We start from the raw sequence: 22,875 nt of genomic DNA on the forward strand, positions 1-22,875 counted from the left end.
CTCCCTAATATTGTTACTCAAGAAAGTAGATTCTATTGCCTTAATGACTTCCCACAAACCATTACTTTAACTGGTGGAATCATTGATGACCTACCAAGTAACTACTACTACCAATGGTCTTCTGGTCAAAATACCGCTGAAATTACAGTCAACCAACCTGGAACCTACACTGTTAGAGTTACCAATACTGATGGTTGCTTTAAAGACAGAACCATAGCTGTTCTTGCTTCTGATATTGCTACTATTACTGATATACAAATCACTGATGCTACCGCTAATAATATTATCTCTGTTTTTGTAGATGGTGAAGGTATTTATGAATATGCATTAGACGATGTCAATGGCCCTTATCAAGAAAGCAATATTTTCCAAAATGTAGACTACGGTTTCCATACTGTATACGTAAGAGACATTGAAAACGATTGTGGTATTGTAGATCAACTTGTGTCTGTTATTGGCTTCCCTAAGTTTTTCACACCTAATGGTGATACTTACAATTCGCATTGGAAAGTAAATGGCATCTCCGAACAATTTCAACCCGGTTCCCAAATATTAATCTTTGACCGCTATGGTAAACTAATTGCCGAAGTAGATCCTATTGGTCCTGGATGGGACGGAACTGTTAATGGCTATACTATGCCTGCTAGTGACTATTGGTTTGTAGTAACGCTACAAGACGGTAGAATCTTTAAAAGTCATTTCGCTCTTAAACGTTAAAAAATATTTTGTGTAAATTGTACGTTCAAAATCACATACAATGAGGTTTAGCAAAATTGCAATTCTTTTATTCATTTTCGCTTTTCCATATCCCTCAGTTGGTCAAGATATTTCGCTATTTCAACAGTTCAATGGTAGATATGATTATACTGCTATAGGGAATACAATGAATGTATTAGAAAATGGCACATTTGTACCATGCAATATATTGACCTCTTCATCGGCAGACCTATCACTTAATAATAATCAAAATATAATTGCAGCATACTTGTATTGGGCAGGTTCTGGTACTGGAGATCTTGATATTGAAATCAACGGTATTGCCGTATCTGCTAATAGGGTTTTCAGTGATGCTTTGGATGCAAATAGAGTCTTTTTTGCTGCTTTTGCAGATGTTACATCAATCATCCAAAACCAAGGAAACACGACATACACTATCTCTGAACTAGATCTTACAGGTGTTATCACACCATATTGTCCTAGTGGAACTAATTTTGCGGGTTGGGCAATAACCGTGATTTATGAAGATGCAAACTTACCATTAAATCAACTTAATGTTTATGATGGTTTGCAAAGTGTTCCTACCAACCTTACTGTAACTTTAGACAACCTTAATGTTCTAGATAACGATGGTGCCAAAATTGGTTTTGTGGCATGGGAAGGTGATGCTAGTTTAGCTGTTAATGAACAATTAACGATTAATGGAAATGTGATTGGAAACCCTCCATTAAATCCAAGCAACAATGCTTTTAATGGAACGAATAGTTTTACTGGAGCTTCAAATTTGTATAATATGGATATTGATGTATATGATATCCAAAATAATATAAATATTGGAGACACTTCAGCATCAATATCACTTACTTCGGGTCAAGATTTTGTGATGATCAACAATATCATCACAGTTTTGAATAGTCAATTACCTGATGCAACTATAGTTGTTGATGATTATATTTTAAACTGTGAAAACAGAAGCGTTACGCTAGATTACACTGTTTTCAATACCAATAGCACAGACCCATTACCTGCTGGAACTCCTATAGCTTTTTATACAGACGGAATACTATTAGATTCTGAAGCCACAGAAAATCAAATTCCTATTAATGGTTCTGAGAGTAATACCATAACACTTTCTATTCCTGAAATCATAGGTGATGGCTTTTCAATACTAATAGTTGTTGATGATGACGGTAATGGAAATGGTGTAGTTACAGAAACTAATGAAGACAATAATACGTTCGAAATTGATATTGAATTGTTAATTATTCCTCCAGTTACGTTTTTACCAAGCATATTATCATGTGACGAAGGTTTTAATTCGGCATCATTTGATCTAATTGATATATTAGAATCAAATATTGAGATTGCAATAGAGGAAGTAACATTCTATACATCTCTTACAGATCTTGAAAATGAAACAAACGAAATTCTAGACCCACAGAACTATTCAAATACTGTAGTGCCACAAACCATATATGTAAGATTAGATGATACTCCATGTTATTTCATTTATGCTTTTAATCTACTTATCGAAAACTGTCCACCTTACATCCCACAAGGATTTTCACCAAACAACGACAATATAAATGATTGGTTTAATATTCAAGGGCTCTATAATATTTTTGAAATGCATGAGTTAAAAATTTTCAACCGTTATGGTACGCTTATTTTTGAAGGAAATAATGAAAAGCCTTGGGATGGTTTGGTGAATCGTGGCTTAAATAATCATGGCAAATTAGTTCCTGTTGGCACTTATTATTATGTACTTCATTTTAATGACCCAAATTATGAATCAAGAATGGGTTGGGTTTATGTAAACTACTAACCATAAATACATTACAAACATCATTTTTAAGTAATTCATTTTACATCCATCTTTATTTTTATTTTCAAGTATAGTGCCTAAAAGGGCTCGATGAACTGTTTAACATTTGTAAGATATTTCTTAATTTTGTTAAAATTTAAATCCATTCGTCTTATTTTTTTGTCTTTTAGCACATCAAACTCTAATTTTCTTCTGAATTTAACCGCTTAGCAATCTTCAATCCCTCTTCATAATATTAAATTGTGAGTGGTAACTAACCTACTGAGTATGAAAAGATTTTTACACTGCCCCATTTTTATTGTTATAAATCTATTTTACTTTGCCAATGCGCAACAAGTGACTATAAACAATTCGTTTAATGCTCAACAACTTGTACAAGATAATCTTGTTGAAGGTTGTGTAGAATTAACTAATATTACATCATCAGTTAATGGCAATATTAACGGTTTTGCTAGTTATGGTGATTTTGAAAGAGGAAATTCAGATTTTCCTTTTGAAAATGGTATCGTATTATCAACAGGTAATGTATTTTCGGGCGGAAACGTACCAAATGGACAAATTCTAAATGAAGGTGAAACGAATTGGGGAACAGATCCAGATCTTGAAGCTGCTCTTGGCGTATCAAATTTATTGAATGCAACATCCATTGAGTTTGATTTTATTTCCATAACCAATCAAATTCAGTTTAATTATATTCTAGCCTCAGAAGAGTATTTTGGAAACTTTCCATGTCTTTACTCTGATGGATTTGCCTTTTTAATAAAACGAGCTGGAACTACAGACCCATATCAAAATATTGCATTGGTTCCTGGTACTACAATTCCAGTAAATACAAGTACTGTACATGACGAGATTGTAGGGTTTTGTCAAGCTGAGAATCCTGAATATTTTGATGGTTATAATGTAGGTGACACCAACTTTAATGGTCGAACCGAAGTATTAACTGCAACAGCAGTATTAATTCCTAATGTTCAATATCATATAAAATTAGTGATTGCAGATCAAACCGATGAAAATTATGATTCTGCAGTATTTATAGAAGGTAAAAGCTTTAATGCTGTAGTAGATTTAGGTGAAGATATTACAACCTGTGCCAGTGACATTACTCTTGATGCTGATGTACAGAACTCAACAGGAACCTACTCTTGGTACTACAACGGTACAGAAATCCTAGGAGAAACCTCTCCAACCCTTAACGTTAGTCAGTCGGGAAATTATACTGTTGTAGTCCAGATTCCTGTATCTGGAACCTTATGTCCTATAGAAGATAGTGTCAATGTAAGTTTAAGTGCTACACAACCTGCTGATGTAATTATAGATTATGAATTGTGTGATGCCATGAATGCGGATGGTATTGAACAATTTGATCTTACTTTTCATGACAATGAAGTCTTGAATGCTGTCCCAAATGGAAGTTACACCATAAGTTATCATTATTCAAACAATGACGCCATAAATAACGTCAATCCAATATCTGGACCAATAAATAATACCTCAAACCCACAGACTATTTATGTACGAATCGTTGATGTAGATAATGGATGTTTGGCGTATTCAAATTTCGATTTGATCGTCAACCCTTTACCAGTGCTTACTCAGCCCACAGATATAGAACAATGTGATGATGCTGATAGTGATGGTATTACAGCTATAGATTTAACTCAAAAAGATACTGAGATTATAAATGGACAACCTAATTTAGTAATAAGTTATCATTATACGCAAGCCGATGCAAATTCTGGTAACAATCCAATACCATCACCATATGTCAATACAAATCCAGTTGAACAATTATTTGTTCGTGCAATAAATACAGCTACAGGTTGTGTAAGTACGACAACACTTATAATTAGAGTGTATCCTAATCCAGATATTAATCTAGACCCTATTTATTTAGATGCTTGTGATCAAGATCAAGATGGTTTTGCTACATTCGACCTGACTTCAATCATTGGTGATGTGCTTAATGGCTTAACAGGTGTTACCGTGACTTTTCATGAAACTTATGATGATGCTTTATTGGGCGTTAATGCCATTACTGATCCAGCAAATTATGTAAATATTGTATTAAATATGCAAACCATCTACATTCGTGTAGAAGATGATGTGTCAGGTTGTTTCACGATAAGACCATTTGAAATACATACTAATTTACTGCTTACTGGAACAGCTATACAAGATTTTGCACTTTGTGATGTAGATAATGATGGTTCAGAAGCCTTTGATCTCAATTATATAGAAGGTGTTATTGTTAATGGTTTACCAGGTGTGAGTATTGAATTTTATTTAACTGCTAACGATAGAGATAACAACATCAATCCAATAAATAAAGCGATTCCATTTATACCCTCTACAACGCCTCAAACACTATATATTACATTAATTAGCGCAGACTGTACTGAAGTATCTGAAATAGAATTATCATTAGATCCAGTTGATAGTTTCACGCCTATTGGACCAATAGATTATTGTGATACAGATCAAGATGGATATACAGTTATAGATCTAACAGAATTTAATTCTAACATTACTAACGGTCAATTAGGCTATACAGTAACCTATCATGAAACGCAAACTGATGCAGAAAATGGTACAAATCCGTTACCAGATTTTTATACCAATGTAAACAATCCACAAACCATATATGTACGTGTCTCTTCAGACACAACAAATTGTGGTAGTGTAAACGATTTTGAAATTACAGTAATTCCAGCACCTTTTACAACTACTCCAAATGACATCTATATTTGTGATGATGATATGGATGCCGTTTCAACAGTAGACCTCGATGCAGTTGTACCTCAACTGGTTGGTGATCCAACAGACTTGAACATCACTTTTCATACGTCATTACTAAACGCTGAAATCAACGCCAATGCCATTCAAAACACAGCAAGTTATATTACTGGTACACAAACATTATATGCAAGAATCGAAAGTGCCATTACTAGCTGTTTCAGTACTGAAGAATTTACAGTTACAGTAAGTACATTACCTGTTTTATCACAAATCTCTAACTTCAGAAATTGTAATGCAGCGAATAATGGTATCGGCAGTTTCATTTTTAACACTAAAGACAATGAAATTCTGAATGGACAAAATGACAAAGATGTTCTGTATTTTACATCTCAAACAGATGCTGATAACCGAACAAATAGCATTGATAAGAACAACCCTTATCAGAATATATCAAATCCGCAAACCATATTTGTTAGAATAGAGAATATTGTAGATGAGAACTGTTTCCTAACATCTTCTTTTGAATTAGAGGTTGGTAATACACCTGAATTTAATGTCCCTGATAATATTTTTGTATGTGATGACGTGTCTAATGATGGTCAAGAATTCTTCGATTTATCTGCTAAGATTACAGAAATAGAACAAGGTATTCCAGATAATTTAAATATCACATTCCACACCTCTTTAGATGCAGCTCAAAATGACAATGCGCCATTACCGTTACAATATCTAAATACTTCAAATCCACAACAACTCTATGTAAGAATTGAAAATGGCACCTATTGTTATTCAATTACTGAGTTTGAAGTGAATGTGATTCAGGTACCTGAAGTGAACGCTACAACAGTAACGCTAACCGAATGTGATGTGGATTATGATGGTATCGTAAATTTTGATCTTACAGAATCGGAGTTTGAGATTCTAGATGTGCGTTTAGATAATATCTTTATTAGCTATCATGAATCGTTTGAAGATGCAGAGCAGAATACAAATATCATATCAGACCCTGAAAACTATTTAAATACATCGAACCCGCAAACGGTATATATCAAAATAAACAATGTTGTATCAAATTGTTATGTCATTATTCCAATTACATTAATTGTGAATTTACCACCTGAAATCAACGATTTTGGTTCAGTAGAAATATGTGATAATGATACAAATAGCTATAACCTTGGGCAGATTAATTCTATAATTACAGATAATAATATTGATGTTGTGTTTAGCTACCATGCTACTCTTGCCGACGCTCAAAATGATGTAAATCCATTAAATACAGATTATACTTATATTACTAATAATGACATTATTCATGCGCGTTTAGAATATGAAACGACACAATGTTTTACTACCTATTCATTTGAATTGATCGTAAATGAAAATCCAATAGCAAATATGCCACCAGATTTACATGATTGTGATGACATTTCTAATGATGCCAATGGTGAATTTGACCTTTCAATACAAACACCTATCATTTTAGGAAATCAAAATGCTATTGACTTTACTGTAACCTATCATGCAACACAAACTTCTGCAGCAGATGGAACTAACCCTCTTGATGAAGTTATTGATTTAGAACATCAACAACTAATACATGTAAGAGTAGAAAATAATACTACTGGTTGTTATTCATTAACATCGTTTGGAATAGTTATTCATCCTTATCCAGTATTGAATGAACCATTAGTAGAGTGTGATATCAATTATGATGAGATCACTACTATGGACTTAACTCAAAAAGAAGCGTTGATAGCTGCAAGTACAACAGGTGGTCTCGTATTTACATATTTTGAATCTGAAGCTGACCTTCTTGATAATACCAGTGTGATAGCCAACCCTACATTATATACCAATTATGAAAACCCACAAACAATTTTCATTAAGGTATATAATCAAACAGCAGATTGTTTCTCAATTGTACCTATGGAAGTCATCATTAACCTCCCTCCTGTTTTAAATGATCTAGATACCATTGAAATATGTGATAATAATACAAATAGTTTATTACTATCTAACATAAGTAACCTGTTGGTCGATGATACAGCTGGAATTCTGTTTAGCTATTTTACAACACTCAATGATGCTCAAAATGACACTAATAGTTTGACCAATAACTATACCTACACAAGTAATAGTGATACATTGTTCGTTAAAGTAAAATATGCCGCTACACAATGTGAAATTATTCATGAATTCCAAATCATAGTAAATGACAATCCTGTCTTAGATCCACCTCCTAGTCTAGAAATATGTGATGATGCATCTAATGACCAAACAGAAATTATAGATCTGAGTATTCATGACATCAATGTTTTAGGTAATTTGGATGCGGCAAATTATAACGTAAGTTATTATTATGATGCTGCCTCGGCAATTACTTCTACAAACCCTATAAGTAATGAAATTTCAGTAACACATAACCAAACCATCTATGCACGTGCTGAACATAATACATTCTCTTGTTTTGATGTGGTGTCATTTACCATTATTATTCATCCAAAAGTTAATTCTGTTCCAGAAATCATAGTTTGTGATGAAGATTACGACGGACTTACGAGCTCTAATCTTACCATTTTTGAAGCAGATATGCTAGCTCAAACTACAGGCACTAATGTGTTTACATATTTTGAATCTATTGCCGATTTAGAAGATAACTCAAACCAAATAGCTACACCAAACAATTACAGTAACTATGAAAACCCTCAAACTGTTTATATTAAAGTAGATAATTTATCAGCTAACTGTTACAGTGTGGTACCATTAGATATCATCGTAAATCTACCTCCTGAAATAAATACCATTTCTGCTGTAGAAATCTGTGATAATGACACTAATACTATTTTACTAAATGAAGTAACAACGCAACTTGTTGATGATTTAACAGATATATTAGTAAGTTACTATTTAACACAAACAGATGCTGAAAATAATACGAACAGTTTAGGAACAAACTATGCCTATACATCATTAAATGAAACCATATATGCAAAAGTTAAATATGCATCTACACAATGTGAAATTATTTATCCGTTTGAATTGATTATTAACGAAAACCCAGTATTGAGCACACCTCCAAATATGGAGTTTTGTGATGACGTATCCAACAACCAAACCGAAACCATAGATTTGTCTAATCACGATGCTATAGTACTTGACGGGTTAAATGCTTCAGAATATGAAGTAAGCTATCATATTGATAACAGTTCAGCAATATCTGGAACCAATGCTTTAGACAATTCAACTAGTGTCATACATGATCAAATTATTTATGCTAGAGTAACCCATATTTCTACTGGTTGCTATAGTGTAACTAATTTTGGTATAACGATTCATCCGCATGCATCAGCACTACAAGAACTTGTAGTTTGCGATAATGATTATGATGGCCTTACTACATTTGATCTTACCGTGTTTGAAGCACAAATGGATCTAGAGTTAACTGGAACAAATTCCTATACCTATTTTGAATCTATTGCTGATCTAGAAGACGATACCAATCAAATTTCAGCACCTGAAACATATAATAATTTTCAGAACCCTCAAACCGTATACATCAAAGTGAATAATACATCTGCTAATTGTTATAGTAGTGTTCCATTAGATATTTTTGTAAATATTCCACCCATTATCAACGATATCGAAATTGTTGAGATTTGTGATAACAACACCAATAGTATCTTATTAAATGAGGTTACTGCACAATTGATCGATGATGATACAGATACGCTTATAAGTTATTACCTATCTGAACAAGACGCTATAAACAATATAAATAGTTTAGGAACAAATTACAACTATCAATCAAATTCAGAGATCTTGTATGTAAAGGCAAAATTTGCAACTACTCAATGTGAAATTATTTACCCATTTGAATTAATTATATATGAAAATCCTATAGCCAATGAAGCGCCTACTTTAGAAGATTGTGATGATGATCAAGACAATGTCGGTGTCTTTAATTTAGGTGATCAAACCGATTTCGTATTAGGCAATCAAGACCCACAAAACCTTCAAGTTACATACCATTCAAGTTTTGATGATGCAGACAATGGTCTAAATAACCTCAACGAAATCCATACAGCCGAAAACGAAGATATTATATATGTACGTGTAGAAAATGTATTTACAGGCTGTTATGCCATCTCAGATTTCTTGATCTTGGTGCATCCACCACGCTCTTTGGCTAATATAGTAGACCAAGTTATTTGTTTAGAAGATTTACCATTAGTCGTTAGTGCCGAAAGTGGAAACAGTAACGATACTTACTTGTGGTCTACAGGTGAAACTACTCCAGAAATTACAATTACTGAAGTTGGCACCTATTCTGTTACGATCACTACACCATTTGGTTGTACATCTACAGCTGTTTTTTCAGTCACAGAATCTGAACAAGCAATAATTGAGTTTACTGAGGTAATAGATTTCTCAGACCCAAATAACGTTACAGTAACGGTTAGTGGTATAGGCGATTATGTATACATTTTAGATGATGGCGAACCTCAAATCTCAAATGTTTTCACAAACGTTCCTTTAGGGTATCATACAATTACCATAAGAGATGTTAATGGTTGTGCTGAAGTTACTAAAGAGATCTTAGTAATTGATATTCCTAAATTTTTTACACCAAACAATGATGGGTATTTCGATACTTGGCACATCGTTGGTGTAGAAACTTTACCTGGAACAATTGTTCATGTTTTTGATAGGTTTGGAAAACAACTAGATCGCTTAACTGCAGACTCTGATGGTTGGAATGGTACTTATAACGGCAAGTTATTACCTGCTAGTGACTACTGGTTTGTTGCAGATGTAAAGCGAGACAATATTGAGTTTCAAGTAAAAGGTCACTTTACATTAAGACGATAAAAACTAAACAACAACATTCAACAGCCTTAAATATTAATTTATTTAAGGTTGTTGAATTTAACTAAACTTAATAATAAAAGCCCCTAGCCTATGATTTATGTGATGATCTATTTATTTATTTTTAAGCCAAAAGAACGAAAATTAATCATTAAACGTGCTCAAGATATAATGCTTAGCAAAAAGCAAAAATGTTAATATTTTATGTATTTAATCGTAAATATTTGCATTTCATCTAAATCAGTTCTATATTCCCACCAAAATAAGGTCAAAAGCCATAGTCCCAAACCTTCATGAGCATAAATGTGCCATGAACTTAACCGCTTTAGAATGAAATTTTGCAAACAATCCCTCGCCTTAGTGTTGAGCTTATTTTGTAGCTTAATCTATGCGCAACAAATAAGTGTAAATGACACTTTCACAGCACAACAGCTTGTAGAAAACAATCTTATTCAAGGTTGTGTTGAAACTTCCAATATCAATTCTCCTGTTAATGGCTCTGTAAATGGTTTTAATAGCTTTGCCTATTTTGAACGCTCTGGATCAAATTTTCCATTTGAAAATGGTATTGTGCTTACTACTGGGAATTCGCTCTCAGGTGGTAACGTTCAAAACAATGAAGTTTTAAATGAAGGTGAACCGAACTGGGGAACAGATAGTGACTTAGAAACTGCTTTAGGTATTTCTGGGACTTTGAACGCAACTTCTATTGAGTTTGATTTTGTTTCGGTATCAAATCAAGTTCAGTTTAATTACATCTTAGCCTCTGAAGAGTATTTTGGTAATTTCCCATGTGAATATTCTGATGGTTTTGCGTTATTAATAAGAGAATCTGGTACAAATGATCCATACACAAATATTGCTGTACTACCTGGCACAGCTACTCCTGTGAATACAAATACCATTCATGATGAAATCGTAGGCTTTTGCGATGCTTCTAATGCACAATTCTTTGAAGGTTACAACTTAGGAGATACAAATTACAATGGTCGTACATCAGTAATGACAGCAACAGCAAACATAACGCCTAATGTACAATACCATATAAAATTCATCATTGCAGATCAAACAGATAATAATTATGATTCTGCTGTATTTATTGAAGGTAATAGCTTCAACGCAAATATAAATCTAGGCGAAGACATTCAAACCTGTGCTAGTACTGTGACATTAAATGCAGATACAGAGAATCCTTTGGCTACCTACTCATGGTTTTTAAACGATAACCTTATCAATGGAGAAATACAACCTACATTAGATATTTCACAATCAGGCACCTACCGAGTTGTAGCAGAAATTCCATTATCTAATTCTATTTGCGAAATTGAAGATACCATTAGCATTACCTTAAGTTCAACACAACCTTCTAACCCAATTACTGACTATGAACTTTGTGATGACGCAAGTGCAAATGAGGTTGAAACTTTTGACTTATCTACTAAAGATACTGAGGTGATTGCCTCAGTTCCTACATCAACGTACAGTATTTCTTATCACCTTACTTCTAATGATGCACAGAATGGTACAAATACAATCACAAATCCTATTCAAAACACATCAAATCCGCAACCCATTTTCGTTAGGATCGAAGATGCTATTAATGGTTGTCTTGCATTTTCTCAATTTGACTTAGTAGTGAATCCATTACCAATTATTACCAATCCAACCGATCTATTAGTATGTGATGATGTAAATGCTGACGGTTTTACCACTATCGATCTGTCGCAAAAAGATGACGAGATAACAAACGGACAAAGTAATCTGATAGTAACATATCACAACACACAAAACGATGCGAACTCTGGTTCAAATGCAATTCCGCAACCCTATGTTAATACTAATGCTATCGAACAACTATTTGTCAATATAATCAACCCTCAAACTGGTTGTTTTGTAACAACTACCTTAAACATTGAAGTGCTATCTAATCCAGTCATCAATACTAATGATCATTATATTGACGCATGTGATACCGATCATGATGGCTTCGCTACTTTTGACCTCACTTCGATTACTAATGATGTATTACAAGGCTTAACTGGAGTTACTGTTACATTCCATGAAACTCAACCAGATGCAGAATCTGGAACGAATCCTATAATAAATGATACAAGCTATGACAATGTTGTTTTTGAAGAACAAATCGTTTTTATAAGAGTTGAAGATGATACAACGGGTTGTGCTTCTGTAACACCAATAGAAATTCATAGCAATCTATTATTAACAGGAACTAATATTAGAGATTTTTCGCTATGCGATTTTGGAAATGATGGCATTCAACAATTTAATTTGAATAATGTAGCTGAGACTATAATAAACCTTTTAGAGGATGTAACTGTAACTTTCTATTTAAGTGAAAGTGATAGGGATAATGCCATAAATCCAATAGATATAGATATTCCTTTTGAACCAACTAGCAATCCACAAGAAGTATTTATCACACTTAACAGTCCTACATGTGAAGAGTATGCGTCATTCAACTTTATACTAAACTCAATTATCGAATTTCCACCAATAGATCCAGTTAGTGTTTGTGATACAGATGATGACGGTTTCACTCCTATTGATCTCTCTACATTTGATGATCAAATTACAGGTGGTCAAGCAGATTTTGTAGTTACTTACTTTGAAACTGAAGCAGATGCAAATTCAAATAGCAACCCTTTACCAACGATTTACACCAATATCTCTAACCCACAAACAATCTATACAACCGTACGTTACACAGTAACACAATGTGCAGACGTAACCTCGTTTGAAGTAACGGTATTACCAGCGCCTACGACAACTGCTGCCAGCGATATTATAATCTGTGACGATGACCAAGATGGCATCTCTACTATTGATCTTGAGGCTAAAGTTTCTGAAATTGTTCCAAATACAACAAATACATCAACGACATTTCATATTTCACAAGCCGATGTAGAAAGCAATTCTAATGCAATAACCAATACAAGTGCCTATGTAACTAGCACACAAACGATTTTTGTGCGTGTTGAAAATGCTCTAACAGGCTGTTTTGCTTCAGAAAATTTTGAAGTGATTGTAAATACACTACCTGTATTTAATTCCATAGAAAACTATAAGATATGTGAAAATCAAAGTGATGGTATTGGCGACTTTCTATTTTCTACAAAAGATACAGAGATACTTAACGGACAAACCGGTAAAGAAGTATTTTATTTTGAAAGTCAAGTAGATGCTCATAATAATACCAATGCGATTGATAAGACTACAGCATATCAAAATACATCTAATCCGCAAACAATCTTTGTTCGCGTAGAAAACACCTCTGATACGAGTTGTTATGACACGTCATCATTTATTATTGAAATAGGGACCAATCCTCAATTCAATATTCCAACAAATTGGTTTGTATGTGATGACATTGCTAATGATGGCAGTGAGCTTTTTGACCTGAATGAAAAAATAACCGAGATCTCACAGGGTTTTAATGATATAGAAGCTGTAAGGTTCTACACTTCACAAGCAGATGCAGAAAACAATGTTAATGAAATATCGCTTTTGTTTAATAATACCGTGAATCCGCAACAACTCTATGCAGTAATAGACAATGGAACCATTTGTAATTCTGTAACCAGTTTTGAACTTAATGTGATTCAATCACCAGATGTAAATCCGTCTGTACCTATTGAATTATGTGATACAAATTATGATGGAATTACTGTATTTGATATTACAGATGCAGAGTTTGACATTCTAGATGTAAGACAAAATAATATTACTGTCACCTATTTTGAAAATGAAGCAGACTTAGTCGCTAACATCAATGCAATACAAAACCCAAATTCATATACCAATTTGAGCAATCCTCAAACAGTTTTTATAAGAGTGACCAATACTATTTCAAATTGTTACCTTTCAATACCATTAGAGCTAATTGTAAACTTACCTCCTACTGTTAATGATTTTCAAACCTATGAAATTTGTGATAACTCAGCTAGTAATTTTAACCTGAGCACTATAGAATCTATAATTGTTGATGATGCTACCGATATTATCTTTAGTTATTATTCAACCCTAAATGATGCACAAACAAATACAAATAGTTTAGGAACCAATTATACATATCAAACAACTAACGATGTTGTTTTTGTAAGATTAGACGATAGCATAACCTCATGTTTTGCTATATATCCATTTGAATTAATCGTTAACCCATTACCGATTGCTAATCAACCACCAATATTAGAAGCTTGCGATGATAATAGTAATGATAGCATTGAAAGTTTTAATTTGTTCGCACAGAACAATCTTGTTTTAGGAACTCAAAATGCTACAGACTTTACAATAACCTATCACTCATCACAATTATCTGCAACTACTGGTATTGATACATTGCCTAATAATTATAATGGTTCAGATGGAGAAACCATATTTGTTAGAATAGAAAACAATACCACTGGATGCTTTAGTTTAACACAATTTAATTTACTTGTAAATCCATATCCAAATGAACCAAGTCCTATTGATAATTGCGATACAGATTATGATGGTTTAACAACTTTTGACTTAACTCAAGCAGAACCCGAATTGTTAGCAGTATCAAACCCAAACAATATTGTCTCTTATTTCAGTTCTATTGCAGATTTGGAAGCAAATATTAATGCAATTCAAAACCCTACGAGTTACACAAATACGGTAAATCCGCAAACAGTATATATAAAAGTTTATAATACCTCAGCAGATTGCTTTAGCTATGTGCCATTATTGCTTGACGCAAATTTACCACCAGCTATTAATCAGATAAATACATACGAAATCTGTGATAACACAGAAAACATTGTTGATTTAACTGAAATAAATTCTACATTACTTGTACAAACTGCAAATGTTATAGTAAGCTACTATGCCACACTACAAGATGCAGAAAACCAAACGAATATTTTAGCAAATGATTATAACTACCAAACGAATAATGATACTCTCTTTGCTCGTATAGAATTTTCAACAACACATTGCTATTATATTCACGAATTTAATCTACACGTAAACCCATTACCTATTGCTAATCAACCAAATGATATGATTAGCTGTGATGATGATTTTGATGGACTTTTCGAATTCAATCTCAATCAACAAACAACACAAATATTAGGCGGACAAGATCCAACAAATTTTACCGTAGGTTACTATCAAGACATAACATCTGCTGAATTAAATGAAAATCAATTAACAACCACTTATAGTGCTAGTAATGGAGAACTAATTTATGCTAGGATTGAAAATAACATAACTGCCTGTTATGCCATAACACAATTTACCACCATAGTCTATCCAAGACCTATTGTGAACATTGGAGATCAAGTATTATGTATTGATAATTTACCGCTTCTTGTAAGTGCAAATACAAATGAAATTGAAGACACATATCTTTGGTCTACAAATGAAACAACTCCAGAAATTGAGATCACAGAAATAGGAACATATTCTGTAACTGTGACTAGTCCGTTTGGTTGTGAGACAATAGAGATCTTTAATGTTACGGCTTCAGAAACAGCTACAATAGAAATTACTGAGTCTATAGATTTTTCAGATCCTAATAATATTACTGTGACCATTAGTGGTATTGGCAATTATCTTTATCAACTAGACAATGAAGACCCTCAATTTTCAAACGTTTTTCAAAACGTAAGTTTAGGCTATCATACCATTACAATAGTAGACTTGAATGGATGTGCCGAAATAACTAAAGAAATTGTAGTTATTGATGCTCCCAAATTTATGACACCTAATGGTGATGGTTATTTTGACACCTGGCACATTACTGGCGTTGAAACATTACCTGGCACAATAGTATATGTTTATGATCGATATGGTAAACTATTAAAGCAGCTAGATTCATCTTCAAATGGTTGGGATGGTACTTATAATGGACAACTGATGCCTGCAACTGACTATTGGTTCTTAGCTAAAGTTAGAAAAGATAATATTGCATTTGAAGTTAAAGGTCATTTTGCTTTAAGGCGATAGTGAAAAATAATTATCTCATAATACAGTTTAACCCATAAAAATTCCGTTAAACTTTAAAAATTACTGTTAATGAGTATTTTTTCCTACTTTAATAGATTATATATTTTATAATTCCCAAACTACCCTTTAGACTCGACCTGTTTTTATGACTAATTGTTATAGATGAAGGCAAACACTCTTTTGAGCTTTTTATTGATTTTAAGCTCTTATATTACTATAAATGCGCAACAAATTTCAACTGACAGTACTTCTGCCCTTGAAGCTTTGATACAAGCTAATTTAGGTCAAGGCTGTGTTGACATCTCTAATATTTCTTCAAATATTAATGGAGAAATTAACGGGATTTCAAGTTTTGGGGCTTTTGATCGTGATGACTCTAACTTTCCATTTCAAAATGGTATTGTACTTTCTACAGGCAATATTAATTCTGCAGGTAACTCTTTAAATACAAGTCCTTTGAATGAAGGGGAAGAAGATTGGCTTACCGATCCTGATCTGGAAAATGCTTTAGGTATTAGTGAAACTTTGAATGCAACATCAATAGAATTTGATTTTATTTCTGTTGCAAATCAAATTCAATTCAATTACTTGCTAGCTTCTGAAGAATACAATGCTAATTTCCCTTGTCAATACTCAGACGGTTTTGCTTTTTTGATTAGAGAAGCAGGCACTTCAAATCCGTATACAAACATTGCACTCATACCAGGTACTACTATTCCTGTGAATACAAATACAATTCATGATGAAATTGTTGGGTTTTGTCCAGCAGAGAATAATGCCTATTTCGAAGGTTATAATATTGGAGACACTAATTATAATGGAAGAACTACTGTACTAACTGCTACTGCTTCCATAGTGCCCAACGTACAATATCATATTAAACTAGTCATTGCAGATCAAAATGATGAAAACTATGACTCTGCAGTTTTTATTGAAGGCAATAGCTTTAATGCCACAGTAGATCTAGGTCCAGACATAGTCACTTGTGGGCAATCAGTTATGTTAAATGGTGATATAGATAATAGTTTAGCCAGTTATGAATGGTTTCAAAATGGTGTTCAAATTTCTGGAGCTACGGGAACGACATACGAAGTTACCGAATCTGGAACCTATAAAGTTGAAATTAGTATTCAGCTTAACAATACAGCTTGTGTGATCGAAGATGAAGTGATGGTTACGCTCAACTCTGAACAGTCTTCTGGTACGATTTCGGATTATTTACTTTGTGACGATATCTCGAACGATAATACAGAAATTTTCGATTTGACAACTAAAAACTCTGAAGTATTAATTTCTGTTCCTCCTTCTAATTATAATATAAGCTATCATCCAACTGAAAATGATGCTTTAAATAATACAAATACCATAACAAATCCGTATCAAAACACTACTAATCCTCAAATCATTTATATTAGAATTGAAGATATAGATAATGGCTGTCTAGCCTTTTCTACATTTAATTTAGTTGTCAATCAAGCTCCAAATATTAACGACCCTTCAGATTTAACTGTTTGTGACGACGATGTTTCTGATGGTTTCACATTAATAGATTTAAACCCAACAAGTATAGAAGTCACTGGAGGGAATCCTAATCAGTATGTAAGTTACCATTATAACCAACAAGATGCTAACTCAGGAACCAATCCTGTTTTTTCACCATATAGCAACACTAATTCTAGTGAAACTCTGTATATTAGAGTCTATGATGCTACTACTGGCTGTATCAATACAACTAGTGTAAATATTGCTGTTTTAGATAACCCGATCGTAAACCAAGATGATCAATGGATTAATGCTTGTGAACAAGATGTTGATGGTTTTGAGGAGTTTGACTTAACTTCAGTAATAGACTCCGTATTACAAGGACTTACAGGAGTAAGTGTCTCTTTTCATGAAACCTATGAAAATGCACAAACTGGTAATAATCCAATAGCAGACACAACCAATTATCAAAATATTATTCAAAACTTTCAAATTGTATACATAAGAGTTGTTGATGACACTACTGGTTGTTATACTATTGTTCCTTTGGAATTACACTCTAATATTATTCAAACAGGTTTTGATACCAGTAATTTTGAAGTTTGTGATGATGTATCAGAAGATGGAATAGAAGATTTTAATCTGAATGAAATAGAAATAAGATTAGTGAATGGATATGATGATTTTACCATCACGTTCTATGAAACCCAAGATGATCAAGATAATGAAACAAACCCATTAAATTCATCTCTTCCATATACAGTTAACTCAAGTCCTACTGTTATTTATGCCACTATTGTTAGTGATGTTTGCACTGAGTTTATTACGGTGAATTTAGTGATTAATCCTCCTATAGATATTCAAGGTCTAGGTACTGTTGATTATTGTGATGAGGATACAGATGGGTTTACTTCTATATTTTTAGAAACTTATAACACTTATGTAAGTACAGGTGTTAATGGTGCTAATGTGAGGTATTTTTCTACTGAACAAGACGCAATTAATAACGAAAATCTTTTACCACCATTTTATTACAATACTGTAAATCCAGTTACGGTTTATGTAAGAGTAACTAACTCAATAACTGGTTGTTTTGATATTGCACCCCTAGAAATAAATGTAACTACGGCTCCAGTTGTTACGCAACCTACAAATATCATCATTTGTGACGATGATCAAGATGGTATGTCTATTGTAGATCTTGAAACTCGTATTCCAGAAATGGTAACCAATACTAATGGCCTAGATTTTTCATTCTTTACAGATTATTGGGATGCTTTCAATGCTACAAATGAAATCATTGATCCTGAAAACTATAATACCACAACACAATACGTTTATACTAGAATTGAAGATAGTGCTACAGGTTGTTTTAGCCTTATTGGTTTTTATGTTTATGTAAATACACTTCCAGAATTCGTAGACATAACAAATTTTGAGAATTGTGAAGCAGATGGCAATCAAATTGCTGATTTCTTTTTTTACTTAAAAGATGCCGAAATATTAAATGGTCAACTAGGTAAAGAAGTTCTGTATTTTGAAACGGCTCAAGATGCGATAGACCGAACAAATGGTATTGATAAATACTCAGCATATCAAAACATATCAAGCCCACAGACCATCTACGTTCGTGTTGAGAATTTTACAGATATAGACTGTTATGGTACAGCGTCATTTGAATTAGAAGTTGGATCACTTCCACTCTATAATGACCCAACAGATATTTTTGTTTGTGATGATATTAGTAACGACGGAATTGAAACATTTGATTTAAATGAGAAGTTAATTGAGGTATCACTTGGAATCCCAGAGAACTTGACCGTCACATTTCATAATAGTTATTATGATGCAGATTTAGATTTAAACGAATTACCACTAAATTACACTAACATATCTAACCCACAACAACTTTTCATAAGGATTGAAAATGGCACCTATTGTCATGCAATTATTGATTTTGATATCAACATCATTCAGGTTCCAGAAGTGAATTATCCGTCAGACTTAATGCAGTGTGATGTTAATTACGATGGAATTGTAACTTTCGATCTAACAGAAGTTGAAGTTGAAATTCTTGATGTTAGACAAAATAATATAGATATTACCTATCATGAAACGCAACTTGGCGCAGATACCGATACAGAACTAATTGCAGATCCTGAAAATTATACAAATACAGCAAACCCTGAAATTGCTTATGTAAAGATCAATAATAACATATCTAATTGTTATGTTGTGTTGCCAATAAACATGGTTGTTAATTTGCCACCACCTGTCAATGATTTTCAAACTTATGAGATCTGCGATAATGAAAACAACAGTTTTGATCTATCTACTATAAATTCTGTTGTAACTAATGATACCAATGGAATTGTGTTTAGTTATTACAATTCTCAGACAGATGCAAACACCAATAATAATCCATTACCAATCAATTATACGTATTTAACCAATAGCGATACTATTTATATTCGCTTGGAAAATGCTACAACTGGCTGTTGGACGACATACAATTATAACCTCATCGTAAATCCATTGCCTATAGCTAATGCTCCAGCAACATTTTTAGCTTGTGACGATAGCTTAAATGATGGTGTCGAAAATATAGACCTAACATTGCAAAACAGTCAAGTATTAGGCATGCAAAGTGATTTACTTTTCAATGTAAGCTATCACATTGATGAAACATCAGCTAATAATAACGTTACAGCTTTACCAAATATGTATACAGCTAGTAATGGACAAGTAATTTACGTACGTATTGAAAACAATACTACAGGTTGTTATAGTATTACTTTTTTTGATGTATTAATCTATGAACATCCTCAACCTGCTGAAGCCATTGTTTTATGTGATGCTGATTACGATGAGACTACTATTTTTGATCTTACACAAGCAGCATCTGACTTATACCCAACACTGCCATCGTATATAACGTTGTCTTATTTTGAATCTCAATCCGATTTAGATGCAAATACTAATACTATCACTAATCCAAATTCTTATAGTAATCTTACTAACCCACAAACCCTATATATTAAAGTCTATAATACATTAGCAGATTGCTATGCGACAGTTCCGTTAGACCTTATCGTTAATTTACCACCTACTATTAATGAATTTGAAACCTATGAAATATGTGATAACTTAAGTAGTAGTTTTGACTTAAACGACATCGAATCGGTTATAGTAGATAATGATACAGATGTTATATTTAGTTACTATGAAACATTAAGCAATGCTCAAAACACAACAAATCCTTTAAATACAAATTACACCTATACGTCAACAAATGATATAATTTTTGTCCGAGTCGAATTTGGAACTACAGGATGTTTCTACATTTATCCTTTTGAACTTGTAATAAACCCTTTACCAATAGCTAATCAACCACCAGATTTACAGGTATGTGATGATACTTCTAATGATGCTGTTGAAGATTTCAATCTATTTTCTCAAACCAATTCAGTTTTAGGCAACCAAGATGCTAATGAATTTACTGTGACATACTATCTTACTGCTGCAGATTCAAATACTGCTACAAATGCAATCGTTAATTCATATAATGGGCAAAATGGACAAACCATATATGTTCGAATCGAAAATAACACTACAGGATGCTATAGTTTGACACAGTTCAATTTAATTGTAAATCAACATCCAGAAGTACCAAATGTGATTACGCTTTGTGATACAGATTATGATAGTAGAACAGCTTTTAATTTAACTCAAGCTGAGTCTGAACTATTTGACAGTATAAATCCGAATAATATCATAACTTATTTTGAATCGGTAGAAGATTTAGAAGCAGATACAAATAACATTCTCAACCCTGAGAATTACACCAATCTTTTTAGTCCACAAACAGTTTATATTAAAGTATATAATACTGTGGCAAACTGTTATAATTATGTTCCCTTAGTTTTAGATGTTAATTTACCACCAGCAATAAACGCCATAGATGTTTTTGAAATATGTGAAAACGAAAACGGTACAGCAACATTGTCTGACATTAATAATCAATTGCTAGTCCAAACAGCAAATGTTCTTGTATCCTATTACCCAACCGAAGGTGATGCCATCAATCAAACTAATGCTTTAGATAATAACTACGTCTACCAATCAAACAATGATACTGTTTTTGCTCGTATTGAATTTTCGACAACGCACTGTTATCATATACATGAATTTAACTTGAAAGTAAATCCACTACCAATAGCCAATCAACCTGATGATATTATTAACTGTGATGATGACTTTGATGGGACATTAACATTGGATTTAACAACTCAAAATTCAAGCATTTTAAATGGTCAGAATGCTAATGCATTTACCATTACTTATCATGATACTGAAGAATTTGCACAAGAAGGCATTAATGTACTAGAAAATCTATATGAGGCTACAAATGGAGACATTATCTATGTTCGTATTGAAAATAATATGACAGGCTGTTTTAGTTTAACTCAATTTACTATCATTATAAACCCAAAACCTATTGTAAATATTGGTAATCCTGTTATATGTTTAGATGATTTACCATTAATTATAAGTGCAAATACTAATAATCCTGGAGACACTTATTTATGGTCTACAAATGAAACCTCTCCGGAAATTGAAATAGTTGAAGTCGGCACCTACTCTATCACTATCACCACACCCAATGGATGTCAAACTACTGAATTCTTTACAGTTTCTGAATCTGAAGCTGCTACTATTGATGTTACTGAAAGTATAGATTTCTCTGATCCAAATAATGTAGTGGTTACGATAAGTGGCATTGGTAATTATCTATATCAATTAGATGATGGAGATCCTCAAATTTCAAACGTGTTCGAAAATGTATCCTTAGGGTATCACTTGCTTACAATTATTGACCTTAACGGTTGTGCAGAAGTGACTAAAGAAATAGTGGTCATTGATGCACCAAAATTTATGACACCAAATGGTGATGGTCGTTTTGATACTTGGCACATTACTGGTGTAGAAACCTTACCAGGAACCATTATTTATATTTTTGATCGTTACGGAAAACTATTGAAAACATTAACCTCTAACTCACCTGGCTGGAATGGTTTTTATAATGGCCATTTAATGCCAGCTTCAGACTATTGGTATTTGGCTAAAGTGAGAAAAGGTGATATTGCTTTTGAAGTTAAAGGTCATTTTTCATTGCGATTGTGATTCCAAGCTTTATAAGCTACCAGTTAGAAGAATTTAAAATTAAGAAATAAAAGATGTATATTTAG

Annotated in this window: 5 protein-coding genes; all 5 read left to right on the forward strand. The window is 33.0% G+C overall.

What is annotated here, in order from left to right; all coding sequences use genetic code 11:
* On the forward strand, nucleotides 1–717 hold a 717-nt coding region (locus Q0876_RS14455; protein WP_299229183.1), incomplete at its 5' end, for a T9SS type B sorting domain-containing protein.
* A gap of 40 nt (nucleotides 718–757) precedes the next feature.
* Nucleotides 758–2,542, forward strand: a complete 1,785-nt coding sequence (locus Q0876_RS14460; RefSeq protein ID WP_299229185.1) for a gliding motility-associated C-terminal domain-containing protein — start codon at nucleotides 758–760, stop codon at nucleotides 2,540–2,542.
* Nucleotides 2,543–2,809: 267 nt separating this feature from the next.
* Nucleotides 2,810–10,153: a T9SS type B sorting domain-containing protein gene (locus Q0876_RS14465; RefSeq protein WP_299229189.1), complete on the forward strand. Its 7,344-nt coding sequence runs from the start codon at nucleotides 2,810–2,812 to the stop codon at nucleotides 10,151–10,153.
* A gap of 327 nt (nucleotides 10,154–10,480) precedes the next feature.
* Nucleotides 10,481–16,144, forward strand: a complete 5,664-nt coding sequence (locus Q0876_RS14470) for a T9SS type B sorting domain-containing protein (RefSeq protein ID WP_299229192.1) — start codon at nucleotides 10,481–10,483, stop codon at nucleotides 16,142–16,144.
* Nucleotides 16,145–16,306: 162 nt separating this feature from the next.
* Nucleotides 16,307–22,810, forward strand: a complete 6,504-nt coding sequence (locus Q0876_RS14475; RefSeq protein WP_299229197.1) for a T9SS type B sorting domain-containing protein — start codon at nucleotides 16,307–16,309, stop codon at nucleotides 22,808–22,810.
* Nucleotides 22,811–22,875: the final 65 nt, after the last annotated feature.

This window comes from uncultured Psychroserpens sp. (assembly GCF_947503375.1).
GTDB lineage: Bacteria > Bacteroidota > Bacteroidia > Flavobacteriales > Flavobacteriaceae > Psychroserpens.

Excerpts from the sequence above, each read along its gene's own strand:
- Q0876_RS14465 (WP_299229189.1), top strand. The coding sequence starts at position 2,810 with ATGAAAAGATTTTTACACTGCCCCATTTTTATTGTTATAAATCTATTT.
- Q0876_RS14475 (WP_299229197.1), top strand. The coding sequence starts at position 16,307 with ATGAAGGCAAACACTCTTTTGAGCTTTTTATTGATTTTAAGCTCTTAT.
- Q0876_RS14460 (WP_299229185.1), top strand. The coding sequence starts at position 758 with ATGAGGTTTAGCAAAATTGCAATTCTTTTATTCATTTTCGCTTTTCCA.
- Q0876_RS14470 (WP_299229192.1), top strand. The coding sequence starts at position 10,481 with ATGAAATTTTGCAAACAATCCCTCGCCTTAGTGTTGAGCTTATTTTGT.